14 protein-coding genes are annotated in these 14,874 nt (G+C 75.3%); 12 read left to right on the top strand and 2 right to left on the bottom strand.

The window, feature by feature from the left end:
- The first annotated feature begins 26 nt into the window (after positions 1-26).
- Genes ACFY00_RS32275 through ACFY00_RS32250 form a run of 6 tightly spaced genes read left to right on the top strand, consistent with a single transcriptional unit; the run spans position 27 to position 6,483 of the window.
- Positions 27-767, top strand: a complete 741-nt coding sequence (locus ACFY00_RS32275; protein WP_388036199.1) for a hypothetical protein — start codon at positions 27-29, stop codon at positions 765-767.
- Positions 767-2,596: an asparagine synthase (glutamine-hydrolyzing) gene (gene asnB / locus ACFY00_RS32270; protein ID WP_388036196.1), complete on the top strand. Its 1,830-nt coding sequence runs from the start codon at positions 767-769 to the stop codon at positions 2,594-2,596. Before ACFY00_RS32275 ends, asnB begins: the two co-directional genes overlap by 1 nt.
- Complete coding sequence (locus ACFY00_RS32265) at positions 2,593-3,147, top strand: flavin reductase family protein (protein WP_388036193.1); 555 nt, start codon at positions 2,593-2,595, stop codon at positions 3,145-3,147. The genes asnB and ACFY00_RS32265 overlap by 4 nt, the downstream gene beginning before the upstream one ends.
- A complete protein-coding gene (locus tag ACFY00_RS32260; RefSeq protein ID WP_388036190.1) occupies positions 3,144-4,679 on the top strand; it encodes a 4-hydroxyphenylacetate 3-hydroxylase N-terminal domain-containing protein in 1,536 nt (511 codons plus the stop codon). Before ACFY00_RS32265 ends, ACFY00_RS32260 begins: the two co-directional genes overlap by 4 nt.
- Positions 4,676-5,560: a class I SAM-dependent methyltransferase gene (locus ACFY00_RS32255; protein WP_388036187.1), complete on the top strand. Its 885-nt coding sequence runs from the start codon at positions 4,676-4,678 to the stop codon at positions 5,558-5,560. Before ACFY00_RS32260 ends, ACFY00_RS32255 begins: the two co-directional genes overlap by 4 nt.
- 47 nt (positions 5,561-5,607) lie before the next feature.
- Complete coding sequence (locus ACFY00_RS32250) at positions 5,608-6,483, top strand: helix-turn-helix domain-containing protein (protein WP_388036184.1); 876 nt, start codon at positions 5,608-5,610, stop codon at positions 6,481-6,483.
- Positions 6,484-6,486: 3 nt separating this feature from the next.
- Here ACFY00_RS32250 and ACFY00_RS32245 read toward each other — a convergent pair whose 3' ends face one another.
- Positions 6,487-7,383, bottom strand: coding sequence for an NAD-dependent epimerase/dehydratase family protein (locus ACFY00_RS32245; protein ID WP_388036181.1), 897 nt, complete (start codon positions 7,381-7,383; stop codon positions 6,487-6,489).
- Positions 7,384-7,505: 122 nt separating this feature from the next.
- Between ACFY00_RS32245 and ACFY00_RS32240 the strand changes: the two genes are divergently transcribed.
- Complete coding sequence (locus tag ACFY00_RS32240) at positions 7,506-8,456, top strand: GlxA family transcriptional regulator (protein WP_388036178.1); 951 nt, start codon at positions 7,506-7,508, stop codon at positions 8,454-8,456.
- 165 nt (positions 8,457-8,621) lie between these two features.
- Here ACFY00_RS32240 and ACFY00_RS32235 read toward each other — a convergent pair whose 3' ends face one another.
- Positions 8,622-9,845, bottom strand: coding sequence for an MFS transporter (locus ACFY00_RS32235; RefSeq protein WP_388036175.1), 1,224 nt, complete (start codon positions 9,843-9,845; stop codon positions 8,622-8,624).
- Positions 9,846-10,065: 220 nt separating this feature from the next.
- On the opposite strand from ACFY00_RS32235, the gene ACFY00_RS32230 reads away from it, so the two are divergent.
- The 5 genes from ACFY00_RS32230 to ACFY00_RS32210 all read left to right on the top strand — a co-directional run bounded on the left by ACFY00_RS32230 (position 10,066) and on the right by ACFY00_RS32210 (position 14,687).
- Positions 10,066-11,310 (top strand): aromatic acid exporter family protein, encoded by a 1,245-nt coding sequence (locus tag ACFY00_RS32230; RefSeq protein ID WP_388036173.1) that lies wholly within the window; start codon positions 10,066-10,068, stop codon positions 11,308-11,310.
- 160 nt (positions 11,311-11,470) lie between these two features.
- Positions 11,471-12,184: a hypothetical protein gene (locus ACFY00_RS32225; protein ID WP_388036170.1), complete on the top strand. Its 714-nt coding sequence runs from the start codon at positions 11,471-11,473 to the stop codon at positions 12,182-12,184.
- A complete protein-coding gene (locus tag ACFY00_RS32220; protein ID WP_388036168.1) occupies positions 12,181-12,870 on the top strand; it encodes a class F sortase in 690 nt (229 codons plus the stop codon). The genes ACFY00_RS32225 and ACFY00_RS32220 overlap by 4 nt, the downstream gene beginning before the upstream one ends.
- A gap of 80 nt (positions 12,871-12,950) precedes the next feature.
- Positions 12,951-13,151, top strand: coding sequence for a hypothetical protein (locus tag ACFY00_RS32215; RefSeq protein WP_388036166.1), 201 nt, complete (start codon positions 12,951-12,953; stop codon positions 13,149-13,151).
- Positions 13,152-13,487: 336 nt separating this feature from the next.
- Positions 13,488-14,687, top strand: coding sequence for a hypothetical protein (locus ACFY00_RS32210; protein WP_388036163.1), 1,200 nt, complete (start codon positions 13,488-13,490; stop codon positions 14,685-14,687).
- Positions 14,688-14,874 lie beyond the last annotated feature (187 nt).

Raw genomic sequence — 14,874 nt, 5'->3', positions numbered from 1 at the left:
GGACCGCTGCGGAGGGAGAGCACCTGATGGGCGTCGACGGAACGGAGCCGGGGCCGCGGGTGGTGGTGCTGCCGGTGGAGGCGGCGGACGGCGGGCCCGAGTGGGGGCGTTCGCCCTACCGGTCGATGTCGGAGGCCGAGCGCTCCGCCCTGTGGCGCCAGCGCCTGCACGAGGCCGAGGCCGGGCTGACCCGCTACCTGGTCTCGCTGGACGACCAGCCGCAGTTGGCCGAGTGGTTCGCCCTGCAGGGCGAGATCTTCGCCGACCTGCCTGAGGAGTCCGCGCCCTCGGCGCAGTGGCAGCGGCTGTTCTTCCGCGGCCAGGCGCTGATGGAGCGCTTCCTGGTGCGCCGCTACGGCGAGGGGGTGCTGGCGGCCTGGGCGGCGTCCAACGCCGAGGTGCACCGCACCGTCGAGCCGGACCACGGCCGGGGCGCCGCCGACCCGATCCACCGGATCGCGCGGCAGGCCGAACTGTACGGCTCCGAGTACGAGTTCGACGACGAGCGGCCGCCCGGCCGGGAGCGGGCCGCACTGACGATCACGCACTGCGCGATCTGGGACTACCGGGAGCAGGCCCGGCGCAGCGGCGTGACCATCACGCTGGCCTCGCCGTGCACGTACTGCACCCACGCGCTGTCGGCGAACATCCGCGCCAAGGGCTTCCGTCCGGCGTACCGGCTGCAGTCCGGTCCGACCGGCCACGGCTGCCACTGGGAGGCGAGCGCCGCGACCGAAGGCACCGAGGAAGGGACGGGGACGCGCTGATGTGCGGAGTGACCGGATGGCTGGACTGGGCGGACGACCTGCGGCTGCGCGCCGAAACGGTCCGCCGGATGACCGGGACGCTCACCTGCCGCGGCCCGGACGCCGACGGGGTGTGGCTGTCGCGGCACGCGGCGCTGGGCCACACCCGGCTCGCGGTGATCGACCTGGACGGCGGCCTGCAGCCGTTCGCCGACGCCGAGGACGCCCGGGCGGTGCTGGCCTACAACGGCGAGCTGTACAACCACCGCGAGCTGCGCGCCGAACTGGAGGCGCACGGGCACGTGTTCCGGACCCGCTCCGACACCGAGGTGGTGCTCCGCGCCCACCTGCAGTGGGGGCACCGGGCCCCGTCCCGGTTCAACGGGATCTACGCGTACGCGCTGTGGGACGCCCGGCGGGAGGAACTCCTGCTGGTGCGCGACCACCTGGGCATCAAGCCGCTGTACTGGCACCGGCACGCCAACGGGGTGCTGTTCGGCTCCGAGCCCAAGGCCGTGCTGGCGAACCCGCTGCTGCCCGCCGAGTTGGACGCCGAGGGCGTCGCCGAGCTCTTCGCGCTGCCCGCCGCGCCCAGCGCCGGCCACGGCCTGTTCCGCGGCCTGCACGAGGTCCGCCCCGGCCACCTGGTGCTCGCCACCCGGCACGCGGTGCGCGAACTGCGGTACTGGCAGCTGGAGTCGGCCCCGCACACCGACGACGAGGCCACCACCCGCGCCACCGTGCGGGCGCTGCTCGCCGACGCGGTGGAGCGCCAACTGGTCAGCGACGTCCCGCTGTGCACGCTGCTCTCCGGCGGCGTCGACTCCTCCGCGATCACCGCGCTGGCCGCCGCCGCCCGGGAGCGCCAGGGCCAGGGCAAGATCACCAGCTTCTCGGTGGACTTCCCCGGCAGCGCCGACCGCGCCCCCGACGCCTGGCGCACCAGCCAGGACGCCCCGTACGTGCGGGCCGCCGCCGAGCACATCGGCACCCTGCACACCAGCGTGCTGATCCCCGACGACGACCTGCTGGAGGCCCGCGACGCGGTGCTGCGGGCCCGCGACCGGCCCGGCTGGGGCGAGATGGACGCCTCGCTGCACCTGCTCTTCCGCGAGGTGCGCCGCCGCTCCACCGTCGCGCTCTCCGGCGAGGCCGCCGACGAGGTCTTCGGCGGCTACCCCTACTTCCACGACGCCCCGGCGCTCGCCTCCGGCACCTTCCCCTGGCTGCACGGCCGCACCACCCCGGCCGCGCTGCTGCGCCCGGAGGTGCGCGCCGCGGCCCGGCCCGCCGAGTACACCGAGGCCGCGTACCGCTCCTCGCTGGCCTCGGTGCCCCGGCTGGACGGGGAGGGCGCGGACGACGCGAAGGTCCGCGAGACCTTCCACCTGGCGCTGACCCGCTGGCTGCCGCCGCTGCTGGACCGGGTCGACCGGGTGTCGATGTCGGTCGGCCTGGAGGTGCGGGTGCCGTTCTGCGACCACCGCCTGGTGGAGTACCTGTGGAACGTGCCGTGGGCCCTCAAGTCGCCCGGCGGCCGGGCCAAGGGCCTGCTGCGCGACGCGGTGCGCGACCTGCTGCCGCCGCAGGTCGCCGACCGCCCGAAGTCCGGCTACCCGTCGACGCCCGCGGTCCGCTACACCGAGGTGCTCACCGCCCGGGCCCACGAGCTGCTCGCCGACCCGGCCGCCCCGGTCTTCGAGCTGGTCGACCGGGAGCTGGTGCGCGCCCACCTCGCCGAGGGCCGCCCGCTGCCCAGCCCGCGCACCGCGCCCAACCCGGTCGGCGGCCTGGACCACCTGGTGCAGGTCGACGAGTGGCTGCGCGCCTACCGGGTGGCGCTGCGGTGAGCGCGCCCGTGCGCAGCGCGGTCACCGCGGACGCGCTGCGGGCCGCCGCCCGGCACTGGCCGACCGGGGTGGCGGTGCTGAGCGCCCGGTGGGGCGGGGAGGAGCACGCCAAGACCGTCTCCTCCTTCAGCACCCTCTCCCTCGACCCGCCGCTGATCGGCGTCGCGCTCTCCCCGCGCAGCCCGCTGGCGGCGGCCGTGCACGGCTCCGGCCGGTTCGCCGTCACCGTCCTGACGGACCGTCAGGAACCGCTGGCCCGCCGCTTCGCGACCCCGGGCGCGGGCCGCAGCGCCGGGGCGTTCGCCGACCTGCCGGTGCGCGCGGAGCCGGTCGGCGGGCCCGTCCCGACCGGTTCGGCGGCCTGGTTCGAGGCCGAGCTGCACGCCGAACTGCCGGTCGGCGACCACGTGTTGCTGGTCGGCCGGGTGACGGCGGTCGGCGCGGACGGCGGCCGCCCGCTGCTGCACCACGCCGCCCGCTACCGGCTGCTGGGCCCGGAGACCCCGCCCAGCACCCCAACGTCCTTCCCTACCAGAGGAGTCGGCGCATGACCCTGCTGTCCCCGGAGCCCCGCGGCCTGCTCACCGGCGACCGCTACCGGGCCGAACTCGACGACGGCCGCGAGCTGTACCTGGACGGGCAGCGCGTCGCCGACCCGGCCTCGCACCCCGCGTTCCGGCCCGCCGCCGACGAGTTGGCCCGACTGCTGGACCTCCAGCACGAGCCCGAGCACCGCGAGTTGCTGACCTGGAAGGACCCGGACACCGGCCTGCGGCTGGCCCGCGCCTACCAACCGCCCACCACCCTGGAGGAGTTGCGCGTCCAGCGGCGCAGCGCCGAGTTCTGGCACGCCCAGGCGCTCGGCCAGCAGGGCCGCTCCCCGGCGTTCATGGCCTCGATCGCGGTGGGCGTGCACGACTTCCGGCACCGGCTGGCCACCGCCGACCCGCGCTTCGGCGCCAACGCCGAGGCCTGGTACCGCTACTGCGCGCAGAATGACCTGGTGCTCTCGCACGCGCTGGGCGACCCGCAGATCGACCGCTCGGCGAGCCCGCTGGACGACCCGGACCTGGCGCTGCGGGTGCTGGAGGAGAACGAGCGCGGCATCGTGGTGCGCGGCGCCAAGCAGTTGACCACGCTGGCGCCGCTGGCCCACGAGGTGCTGGTGTACCTGTCGGCGTCGTTCACCGACAACCGGGCCGAGAAGTTCGTGGTCTGGTTCGCGCTGCCGCTGAACGCCCCGGGCCTGATCACGCTGGCCCGCGAGCCGCTCGGCGCCGCCCCCTGGGGCCACCGGCACCCGGTCGGCGCCCGGTACGACGAGCAGGACGCGATGCTGTTCTTCGACGACGTGCTGGTGCCGTGGGAGCGGGTGTTCCTGCTGCGCGACGCCGCCCTGGCCCGCGAGGGCCTGGGCCGGATCAACGCCTGGAGCGCGTACGTCGGCCACATCCGCTACCGGGAGCGGCTGCGCACCCTGCTGGCCACCGCGACGCTGCTGGCCGAGTCGATCGGCGTCGACGGCTTCCGCAACGTCCAGGAGGACCTGGGCCGGCTCGCCGGGTACGCCGAACTGACCGGCTACTTCCTGGACGCGGCCGAGAACCGCGGCGCGCTCACCGACTCCGGCCTGTTCGCGCCCGGCGACACCTTCGCCTCCCGGGTGTGGTCGGCCGAGGTCGCGGGCGACGCGGTGGAGATCGTCCGCCGGATCGGCGCCTCCGGCCTGCTGATGCAGCCCTCCCCCGGCGACCTCGCCCACCCGAGGCTGCGCCCGCACCTGGAGCGCTACATGCGCGGCCGCGGCACCGACGTGGAGCGCAAGTCCCGGCTGTTCCGCCTCGCCTGGGAGCTGACCGGCGACGGCTTCGGCCAGCGCCAGGACCTGTACGAGTACGTCCACCGCGGCGACCTGGCCCGCAACCGGATCACCGTCTACCACCGCCACGACCAGTCCGAGGCCCGGGCCCGGCTGCTCGCCCTGCTCGACACCCCCGACACCCCCGAGACCCTCGAGACCCCCGAGACCCCCGCCAGCACCGACACCCCCGTCGGCACCGATGTCCAGGAGGCCCGCGCGTGAGCCCGTCCACCGTCGAGATCCAGGCCCGCACCCTCGCCGGGTACGCCGACGCCAGCCGCCTGCGCCAGGTCCAGGACCGCGACTGGGTGCTGGACCGCGTTAGCGGCGCCCCCGAGGTGCTGATCGACCTCGGCAGCGGCATCGGCCAGCTGCTGGAGAGCGCCCTGGAGCGCTTCCCCTCGCTGCGGCTGGCCGTCGGCCTGGAGCGCTCCGAGCACCGGATCGCCGAGGCGGGCCACCGGCTGGCCCCGTACGGGGAGCGGGCCGAGCTGCACCGGGCCGACCTGACCGCGCCCGAGCCGCTGCCGCACCGCGCCCAGGTGATCACCCAGACCTCGGTGCTGCACTGGCTGTACCCGGTCGAGGACCGGGTCTTCGCCTGGGTCGCCGCCCACCTCGCCCCCGGCGGGCGCTTCCTGCTCACCACCTACCACCCGGCCCGCGACGCCCACGGCCTGGGCGGCGAGGACGAGTTGGTGCGCGAGGCGCTGGGCGCGCTCGGCGTCCCGGCCGAGCAGGTGCCCGCGCTGCTCGCCGAGCACGGCGTCCTGCCGATCGCCACCCGCACCCGCACCGTCGACGAGCTGCTCGACGTCCTCGCCCCGCACCTGGCCGTCGCCGGGCACGCCGAGCGGGACGCGGTGGTCACCGTCGACTCCGCCGAGCAGTACGAGCACTTCCACGCCGCGACCTTCGGCGACTACTACGCGCAGGTCCTCCCCGAGGAGCGCCGCGCCGACTTCTACCGGGCCGTCGGCGCCGCCGCCTGGCGGCGGCAGGCCGAACGCGGGCACGTCAGCCACATGCCCGTTCGGCTCTGGGAGTTGGCGCAACGTGAGGAGTTTGTTGCAGGATCCGGAACCGGCCCGCTCCCGGCCTAACCTGGAACCGACGTACCCGAGCACCACCGCGACGAGGAGCGAGCACCGTGTCCACCCCCGCCACCGGCCAGGAACTCGGCGCGTTCCTGCGCGCCCACCGCGAACTCCTCCAGCCCGCCGACGTCGGACTCACCGCCACCGCCCGGCGGCGCACCCCCGGGCTGCGCCGCGAGGAGGTCGCCTCGCTCTCCGGCGTCGGCCTCGCCTGGTACACCTGGCTCGAACAGGGCCGCGTCACCGCCTCCCGGCAGGTCCTGGAGGCGGTGGCGCGCGCCCTGCGGCTGGACGCGGCGGGCCTGCGGCACGCGATGCGGCTGGCCGGCTACCACGAGCCGGTGCCCGCCGACGCCGACCGCAGCGCCGCCGGGCGGCTGGTCGCGTCCGTCCGCCCGGTCCTCGACTCCTGGCCCGCCAGCCCGGCCGCCCTGCTCGACCGGCACTTCGACCTGCTGGCCTGGAACGCCGCCTGGAGCGCGCTGTGGGGCTCCCCCGAGCAGGTGCCCGCCGACCGCCGCAACCTGATGTGGCTGCTGGCCGTCGACCGCCGCCTGCGCGAGGTCCTGCACGATTGGGAGCCGCTCGCGATGAACGTCTTCCAGCACTTCCGCGCCCAGGCCGGGCCCGCCCTCGCCGACCCGCGCACCGACGAGCTCTACCGCCGCCTGGACACCGACGCGCCCGAGCTGCGGCACTGGTGGGGCTGCCACTCGGTGGCCGAACTCACCGCCCGCACCGTCCTGGTGGACCCGCCCGGCCTCGGCCCCGTCCGGCTCACCCTCAGCTCCTTCCACCCGGTCGACGACCCCTCGGCGCTGGTGGTGCTGTTCACCCCGTCCTCCCCCGCCGACGCGGCCCGGATGGCCGAGCTGACGGCGGCGGGGGCCGCGGGCGGCGCCGAACTGCTGGCGGCCGGGGCCCGCTGAGCCTCAGCCCGCCAGCGCCGCGCCCAGCGTCGAGGCCTTCAGCCCGAAGGCCTCGCGCAGGTCGCCGTCGTCCACCACGAACGGCCGCTCCGCCATGTGTCCCAGCTCGGCGAGCTCCCGCCACAGCGGGTCGCCGAACGCCAGCAGCGCCAACTCCCGTTCGGTGAGCTGCTCCAGCCGCGGCTCGGGCGCCCCGTGCAGCTCCGCCAGCGCGGTCGCCGCCCCCCGCACGGTGGTGGTGATCACCGGGGCGTGCCAGGCCCGCCCCCAGGCCCGGTCGTCACCGGCGACCGCGACCAGCGCCGCCGCGACGTCCTCGGTGTACGAGAAGGAGTGCGCCGCGTCCGGATTGCCGTGCACCAGGGCGAGTTCGCCGTCCAGCACCCGGGGCGCCACCAGCAGCGTGAACGTGGAGACCGCGCCCGGGCCCAGGAACTGCCCGGCCCGCACCTCGGTGACCCGCAGCCGCCCCTCGGCGTGCGCCCGCTCGGCCCGCCGCCACAGCTCGGCCCGCACCCGCCCCTTGCGGGTGCGCGCCTCCAGCGGGGTCCGCTCGGTCACCGGCCCGGCGGTCGGCCGGTAGCCATACAGGTTGCCGAGCATCACGTAGTCGGCCCCGGCCCGCTCGGTCGCCGCCAGGATCGAGTCGAACAGCGGCGGCAGGGTCTGCGGCCAGGTGTGGTACGCGGTCGCGGCGGCGTTGAAGACGGTGTCCGCCCCGGCCAGCACCTCGGCCAACTCCTCGGTGCGGCCCGCGTCCAGGGCGATCCGCTCGATGCCCGGGTGCTCGGGCCCGCCGCCGCCGCGGGTCACCAGACGGACCCGCTCGCCGCGCCCGGCCAACTGCCTGGCGGTCGCGGCCCCGGTGGCGCCCGCTCCGATGACGACTGCTCCGGCCATGGTGGTGTCTCCTTGCTCTGGTGGGGAACGTGGTCGCGGGGGCCCTCCGCCCGGCCAACTCTGCCCTGCCGCAAGGGGGTAGGGTCAGTGGCCCGATAGCCACGGAGTCCAAGGATCCAGCCATGCACCGCGTCGCCGTCCTGGCCGTCCCGCCCGTCAAGCCCTTCGACCTGTCCATGCCCTCGATGCTGTTCGACGCCGCCGTCGCGGACGGACGCCCCTGCTACACCGTCACGGTCTGCACGCCCGTGCCCGGGGTGCTGCCCGGGCACGGCGGCATCGACGTCGTCGTCCGGCACGGCCTGGAGGCCCTCGCCGCCGCCGACACCGTGGTCGTCCCCTCCACCGCCAGCCGCCACGACGCCGACCCGGCCGCGCTGGACGCCCTGCGGGAGGCCGCCGCCGCGGGCAAGCGGATCGCCTCGATCTGCACCGGCGCCTTCGTCCTCGCCCAGGCCGGACTGCTCGACGGCCGCACCGCCACCACCCACTGGGCCTTCGCCGACGAACTGCGACGCGCCTTCCCCGCCGTCCGGGTGGACGCCGACCGGCTGTTCGCCGAGGACGGCCGGGTCGTCACCGGCGCGGGCTCCGCCGCCGGCCTCGACCTGTGCCTGCACCTGATCGCCACCGACCACGGCGCGGCCGTCGCCAACGCGGCCGCCCGCGCCGCCGTCGTCACCCCCGTCCGCCAGGGCGGCCAGGCCCAGTTCGTCAGCACCCCGCTGCCCGCCCGCACCGGCTCCCCGCTCGACGCCGCCCGCGTCTGGGCCCTGCAGCACCTCGACCGGCCGATCTCCCTCGCCGACCTCGCCACCAGGGCCCGCACCAGCGTGCGGACCCTGACCCGCCGCTTCACCGCCGAGACCGGCGTGACCCCCTTCCAGTGGCTGCTCCAGCAGCGCCTGCTGCGCGCCCGCGAACTCCTGGAGACCACCGACCTCACCGTCGACCAGGTCGCCGACCGCAGCGGCCTCGGCTCCGGCGAGTCCCTCCGCCAGCACCTCCACCGCCACCTCGGCATGACCCCGGCCGCCTACCGCAACGCGTTCACCACCCGGAGGGGCGCGTGATCAGGGGCGCGGGGAACGGCGGGCACGGGGCTGCTGCCGGTGCGTGCGGTGGCTTCGGGTTCTGTCACCCCGGCCCGAAGCAGCACGGACTCGCCGTTCCCCGAGCCCCTGGTTGTGCATGCTCGTCTGCCGAAGAGTTCCCCGAGCCCCTGACGGGGCCCCCTTTCACGCCCTCCGCAGGCCGCGCGAGACCGCCCAGGCGCCCGCCGCCGCGAGCAGGGCCAGGCCGGTGCCGATCAGCAGGGCGCCGTGGGTGACGTCGGAGAACGCGCCGACCGCCCACGCGCCCAGGCCGGTGCCCGCGTACATGGTGGAGGTCAGCCAGGCGCTGGAGGTGGCGCGGTGAGCGGGGGCGACGCTGCCGGCCAGGGTCTGCTGGTCGGTGACGAAGGCCCCGCTGGCGGTGAACCAGACCAGCACGCCCAGCAGGGACAGCGGAAGGCCCGGGGCGCTGGTGGCGAGGGCGATGCCCGCGGCCAGCAGCAGGCCCCAGAGGGCGAGCAGCGGCAGGTCGGTGCGGCCCGCGCCGCGGGCCTTGTCGCCGAGGCGCCCGCCGACCAGCGAACCGGCCACGCTGCCCGCGCCGACCAGCACGCCGACCAGGCCCAGGGCCTGCACCGACAGGTCGAACCGGCGGTCGAGGACGGCGCCGAGGAAGGTGTACGCGCCCAGGTTGGCCGCGTTGAAGACGGTGTTGACCAGCAGCGCGCGCCGCAGCACCGGGTCGCGCCAGCCGCCCAGGATCGCCCGGACGGCCCCACCCGCCGCCGCGCCGCCCGGCGCGGGGGCGACCTGCCGGGTGAGCAGCGCGATCGCCGCGAGGGTGCCGATCGCGAGCGCCCAGAACGCGGCCCGCCAGCCCGCCGCCCCGGCCAGCACGCCGCCCAGCGGCACGCCGACCACCTGGCCGGTGGAGAACAGCGCCATGCCGAGCCCGAGGGCGCGCCCGCGCACCGCCTCGGGGGCGGTCTCGGCGATGTGCGCCCAGATCGCCGGTCCGGCGGCCGCGGCGGCCAGCCCGGCCAGCGCGCGGGAGAGCACCAGCAGGGTGAGGTCAGTGGAGAGCGCGGCCGCCGCGTTGGACAGCACGAACAGCAGGCCGCCCGCGAGCAGGGTGCGGCGGCGGCCGAACCGGTCGCTGAGCAGGCCGAGGAACGGGGCGAAGACCGCGTACACCAGCACGTACGCGGTGACGGTGGAGGCGGCGGCGGCCTCGGTGGAGCCGATCGACTCGGCGATGGTCGGCAGCAGCGGGGAGACCAGGAAGGTCTCGGTGCCGAACAGGAACAGCAGCGCGAACACCCCGGCGTAGCGCAGGGGCCGCAGGGCCTCGGGGGCGGGCACCGCCTCGGTGCGCCCGCGCTCGGTCAGGTCGGAGACGTCGCTCACGGCGACCACCACCTCGTCCGGTCCTCGGGTCGCGCGGCGCGTCCTCGGACCGCGGACGCGTTCGGCCGCGCGGGGGGCATGGGCGTCCGATGCCGCCATCCTCGGCAGCGGGCCGGGGGCCAGCCAGACAGGCGTTCATCCTGTGACCGCAGCTCACAGCCTGAGGCCCCGTCAGCGTGTGCGCGGTGTGATCGGGCCCCGGCAGGGATAGAAGGGCTGCATGCGTTTCGTTCCCGAACCGGTGGCGGTGGTGGTGCGTCGCGGTGCCAAGGACCCGTTCGTCGTGCAGACGGTGCGGGCCACGGTCGCCGCGACGCTGTCGTACGTGGTGGCGACCTGGCTGAGCCGGGAGCCGGTGCCGCTGACCGCGCCGCTGACGGCGCTGCTGGTCGTGCAGGTGACGGTGTACTCCACGCTGACCACCAGCATCCGGCGGGTCAACTCGGTGGTGGTCGGGGTGCTGATCGCGATCGGGTTCTCCGCCGTGGTGGGGTTGTCCTGGTGGAGCCTGGGGCTGATCATCCTGGCCTCGCTGGTGATCGGGCGCTTCGTGCGGGTCGACGAGTTCGTCCAGGAGGTCGCGATCAGCGCGATGCTGATCCTGGGCGTCTCGCAGGTCACCACGCAGGCCTGGGACCGGGTGCTGGAGACGGTGATCGGCGCCAGCGTCGGCCTGCTGTTCAACCTGGTGATAGCGCCCCCGGTGTGGGTCGACACGGCGGGCGAGTCCATCGAGGACCTGGCCCGCCGGGCCCGGTCCCTGCTGCTGGGCCTCGCCGAACAGCTCGGCCGCCCGGTGCCGGTCGAACGGGCCGCCGAACGGCTGCACGAGGCCCGGCGGCTGGACCAGGCGATCGCCCAGGTGGACGGGGCGCTGCGGCAGGCCGAGGACAGCCTGCGGCTGAACCCGCGGATCAGCGAGGGCCTGCTCCCCCGGCTGGTCCTGCGCACCGGCCTGGACACGCTGGAGATCTGCGTGGTCGTCATCCGGGTGATCGCCCGCTCGCTCACCGACCTGGCCAAGCGCCGCGGCCCGGGCGAACGGCTCTTCCCGGACGACGTGGCGGTGGCCCTGGAGGAGCTGTTCGAGCACGTCGGCGGCGCCCTGGTCAGCTTCGCGGTGCTGGTCACCACCCAGGTCAGCCGCAACGCGGAGGAGGCCGAGCAGCGGATGGCCTCCGAGCTCTCCGCCGCCTGGGCCTGCCGCGAGAACGTCGCCCAGCTCCTGCTGCGCCGCGTCCAGGAGAGCCCCGAGGCCTGGCAGTTGCACGGCTCGCTGCTCGCCGAGGTCGACCGCATCCTCGACGAACTCGACCTGGAGCACCGCGGCCGCCGCCTGATGGAGGAACTCGACCGCGCCGCCGTCGCCAACCGCGACCGCTTCGCCCGCCTCCCCCGCCTGCGCCGCTTCGCCCGCGGCGAACGCCTCCGCCCCCGCCGCATCCGCCGCCGCGAACCCGCCTGACGGCGCCCCACCCCGCCCCGGACACGCCGGGAGCTGGGCCGTCGGGGGGAACCGTCGTACCGGTTCGGGTGTGTTGTGACGGTGCGCCAGGCGGGGGCGAGGACCCTCGGTGGGTGTCGGCGCCCTGCCGACAGCCCCCGTCCCTCCCCCCGGAGCTCCCATGACCCCGACCTCGACCGGGCGACGCCTGCGGCCGCTGCACGCGGCCGCCCTCGCCGGTGCGGCCGTCCTGCCGCTGGCCGTGTTCGCCCTCCCCGCGCACGCCGCGCCCGGCGACAACGGCGACGTGAAGATCCACGACAGCACCACGGCCGCGGACAGCCAGAACGACGACCCGAAGGTCTGCAAGTTCTACCTCGACGGCCTCAACTTCGACGCCGGGCAGAGCGTCACCTGGCACATCGACCAGCAGCCGCCGACCGGCAACGCCCAGGTGCTGAGCGGAGTCCTGGTCATGCCCACCGGCACCGCCCGGACCACCGACCAGTCGCTGCCCGACGGGCACTACAAGCTGTTCTGGAACTTCACCGGCGAGAACGGCGCCGCCAAGCAGAAGGTGTTCACGGTCGACTGCGCCGGTGCCAGCAGCCCGCCGCCCAGCGGCTCACCCTCGCCCGTCGGCAACGGCGGCGGCTCGCCCTCCCCGTCGCCCAGCACCTCGCCCACCGGCAAGGGCGGGGTCGGCGGCGGCTCGTCGCCCTCGCCCGGCAGGCCGGGGCCGGGCGGACCGAGCCGGACGCCGCACGGCGGGGTCGCGGCCGGTGCGGGCGGCTCCTCGCAGGACCTGAACCCGGCGGAGGTCACCGTCGGCGCCGCCCTGGTCGCCGGGGCGGGCTACCTGGTCGTGCGCCGACTCCGCCGCGCCCGCCGTTGACCCCTCCCGCCCACCGACGCTCCCGCGGTGCCGACCGGCTACGGTTCGGCACCGCGGTCGTCGCGCTGCTGTGCGGCGCCTGGCTGGTCGACGACGGACTGACCACCTCCCAACCGCCCCCGCCGCCGCCCGCCCCGCCGCCGTCCGCGGCCCCCGCCCGGACGACCCCCGCCCGGACGGCGTCCTCCCCCGCCCCCGCACCGGCCGCCACCCCGGACGTCCCGGCGCTGGGCCCGTCCGACCCCACCCGGCTACGCATCCCCTCCATCTCGGTGGACGCCGCGTTCACCCCGCTCGGCCTGGACGCCGACGGGGCCCTGAGCACCCCGCCGCTCGGCCGCCCCAACCTGGTCGGCTGGTACCGGGACGCCCCCGCGCCCGGCGCGGACGGCACCGCCGTGGTCGTCGGCCACGTCGACGACCGGCGCGGCCCCGGCGTGCTGTACCGGCTCGGGCTGCTGCGCCCCGGCCTGACCATCACCGTCACCCGGCAGGACCGCCGCACCGCCACCTTCACCGTCGACGCGGTGCGCTCCTACCCGAAGAGCGCCTTCCCCACCGCGGAGGTGTACGCCCCCACCGGCCGCGCCGAACTGCGCGTCATCACCTGCGGCGGGCGCTACGACCGGCGCACCGGCTACGACTCCAACACCGTGGTGTACGCCCACCTGACCTCCACCGCCTGACGCGCGACGGCCGCGGGGGCCACGGGATTTGAGCCCGCGTACTCATTCCGCTCCGACCGTGGGGCGGGCAGGGTGCACCCATGACGCTCCCCCGGCCCGCAGAGCCGCGTCCGCAGGACCGGCGCCGCTCCCGTCCGCTGCTGCTCCTCGCGGACTTCGGCGTCGCCCTGACGCTGGGCACCGCCTTCCTGTTCGGCTCGAGCCACTACACCCCGACGCCCCCGCCGCCCGCCCCGGTGCCCGGGTTGACCCCCTGCCGCTCCGGCAGCTCCTGCAACTGACCCGTGCGGACGGAGGAAGCCGGCGGCGATCGACCCGGACGCCTTCCACGAGGAATCGACCTGGTGGAACGTCGTCGTCGAGCAGAGGTGGCACGGCCTGTTCTGACCACTCATGGTCGCGGTGCCACCACTTCCGGCAACTTCCGGTCCGGGCTGCGGTGACAACCGACCACCCGCTTACAGTCGTCCAATAAAAAGATGGTGCGATGTCCGGTCATGCCGGCGCAGTCGCGCGGCGACACGGCGGAGCGGGACGAGGAACAGCGGACAGTGAAGAACCACAGGCGCAGGGAGAGACCGGGCAACCGGAGCCGGAACGTCAAGGTGGCGTTGGGCGTGCTGGCAGGCTGCGCGGTCACCGCGCTCGCCCTGACGCTGGTGCTGGACGACGGCGCGGACCCGGGCCACGGCTCGTCCGACGCCGCGGCGGCCGGTGCCGGGGCCTCGGCGTCGGCCTGGGACGGCAAGGTGAAGGTGCTGGGCGACGGCTCGATGTCCGACACCGGGCCGCAGCCCCACCAGCTCAAGATCGAGAAGTTGAAGCCCGGCGAGAAGCCACCGCAGTTCGTGGTCTTCTCCTGGGACGGCGCGCTGGAGAACGACGACCACCTGTTCTCCCGCTTCCGCGAGCTGGCCAAGGCCAACAACGCCACGATGACGTTCTTCCTGAGCGGCATCTACCTCGTCCCGAACGAGAAGCGCAGCCTCTACCAGGCCCCCCAGCACTCCCCCGGCAGCTCCGCCATCTCCTTCCCCACCAGCCAGCACGTCCGGGACACCCTGGCCCAGCTGCGGCTGGCCTGGCAGGACGGCAACGAGATCGGCACCCACTTCAACGGCCACTTCTGCACCGACGCGGGCGACGCCGGGGGCGGCTCCACCTGGAGCGTGGACGACTGGAAGAAGGAGATCGACCAGGCGTACTCGTTCGTCGCCAACTGGAGGACGAACACCGGCTTCACCGACGAGGCCCCGCTGCCGTTCGACTACGCCAAGGAGCTGGTGGGCGGCCGGGCCCCCTGCCTGGAGGGCCAGAAGAACCTGCTGCAGGCCGCGAAGACCTACGGGTGGCGCTACGACGCCAGCTCCCCGGGCGAGTTCCAGGTCTGGCCGACGAAGTCGGACGGCATCTGGAACTTCCCGCTGCAACTGCTGCCGTTCGGCAACACCCAGGTGCTGTCGATGGACTTCAACTTCCTGGCCAACCAGTCGGGCGCCAGCACCGAGGGCGACCCGAAGAAGTACGCGGCCTGGGAGAAGCAGACCCGCGAGGGCTACCTGGACGGCTTCGAGCGCGTCTACAACGGCAGCCGGGCACCGCTGTTCATCGGGAACCACTTCGAGACCTGGAACGGCGGCATCTACATGCAGGCCATCCAGGACGTGATGGAGGCCGTCTGCAAGAAGGACGGCGTGCACTGCGTCTCCTTCAAGGAGCTCGCGGACTGGATGGACGCCCAGGACCCGAAGGTGCTGGACCAGCTGCGCCTCCTGGACCCGGCCCAGGCCCCGGACTGGCCGACCTACCTGAAGTGACCCGGGGGAACGGGGGAGGGGGGGGGGGGGGGGGGGGGGGGGGGGGGGGGCCCCCCCCCCCCCCCCCCCCCGGGGGGGGGGGGGCGCCCCCCCCGGGGCGGGTTCCCGCCGACGCGGGGGCGACCCCTACGGTGTGGGCATGCGGACCATCGAGTTGACCTGCGACCCGGCCTTCGACCGGGCGGTG

It is taken from the genome of Kitasatospora sp. NPDC001540, assembly GCF_042894345.1.
In the GTDB taxonomy this organism is placed as follows: Bacteria; Actinomycetota; Actinomycetes; order Streptomycetales; family Streptomycetaceae; genus Kitasatospora; species Kitasatospora phosalacinea_C.
The sequence above is the reverse complement of the archived record's forward strand: the minus strand, read 5'-3'. Positions and strand labels throughout refer to the sequence as shown.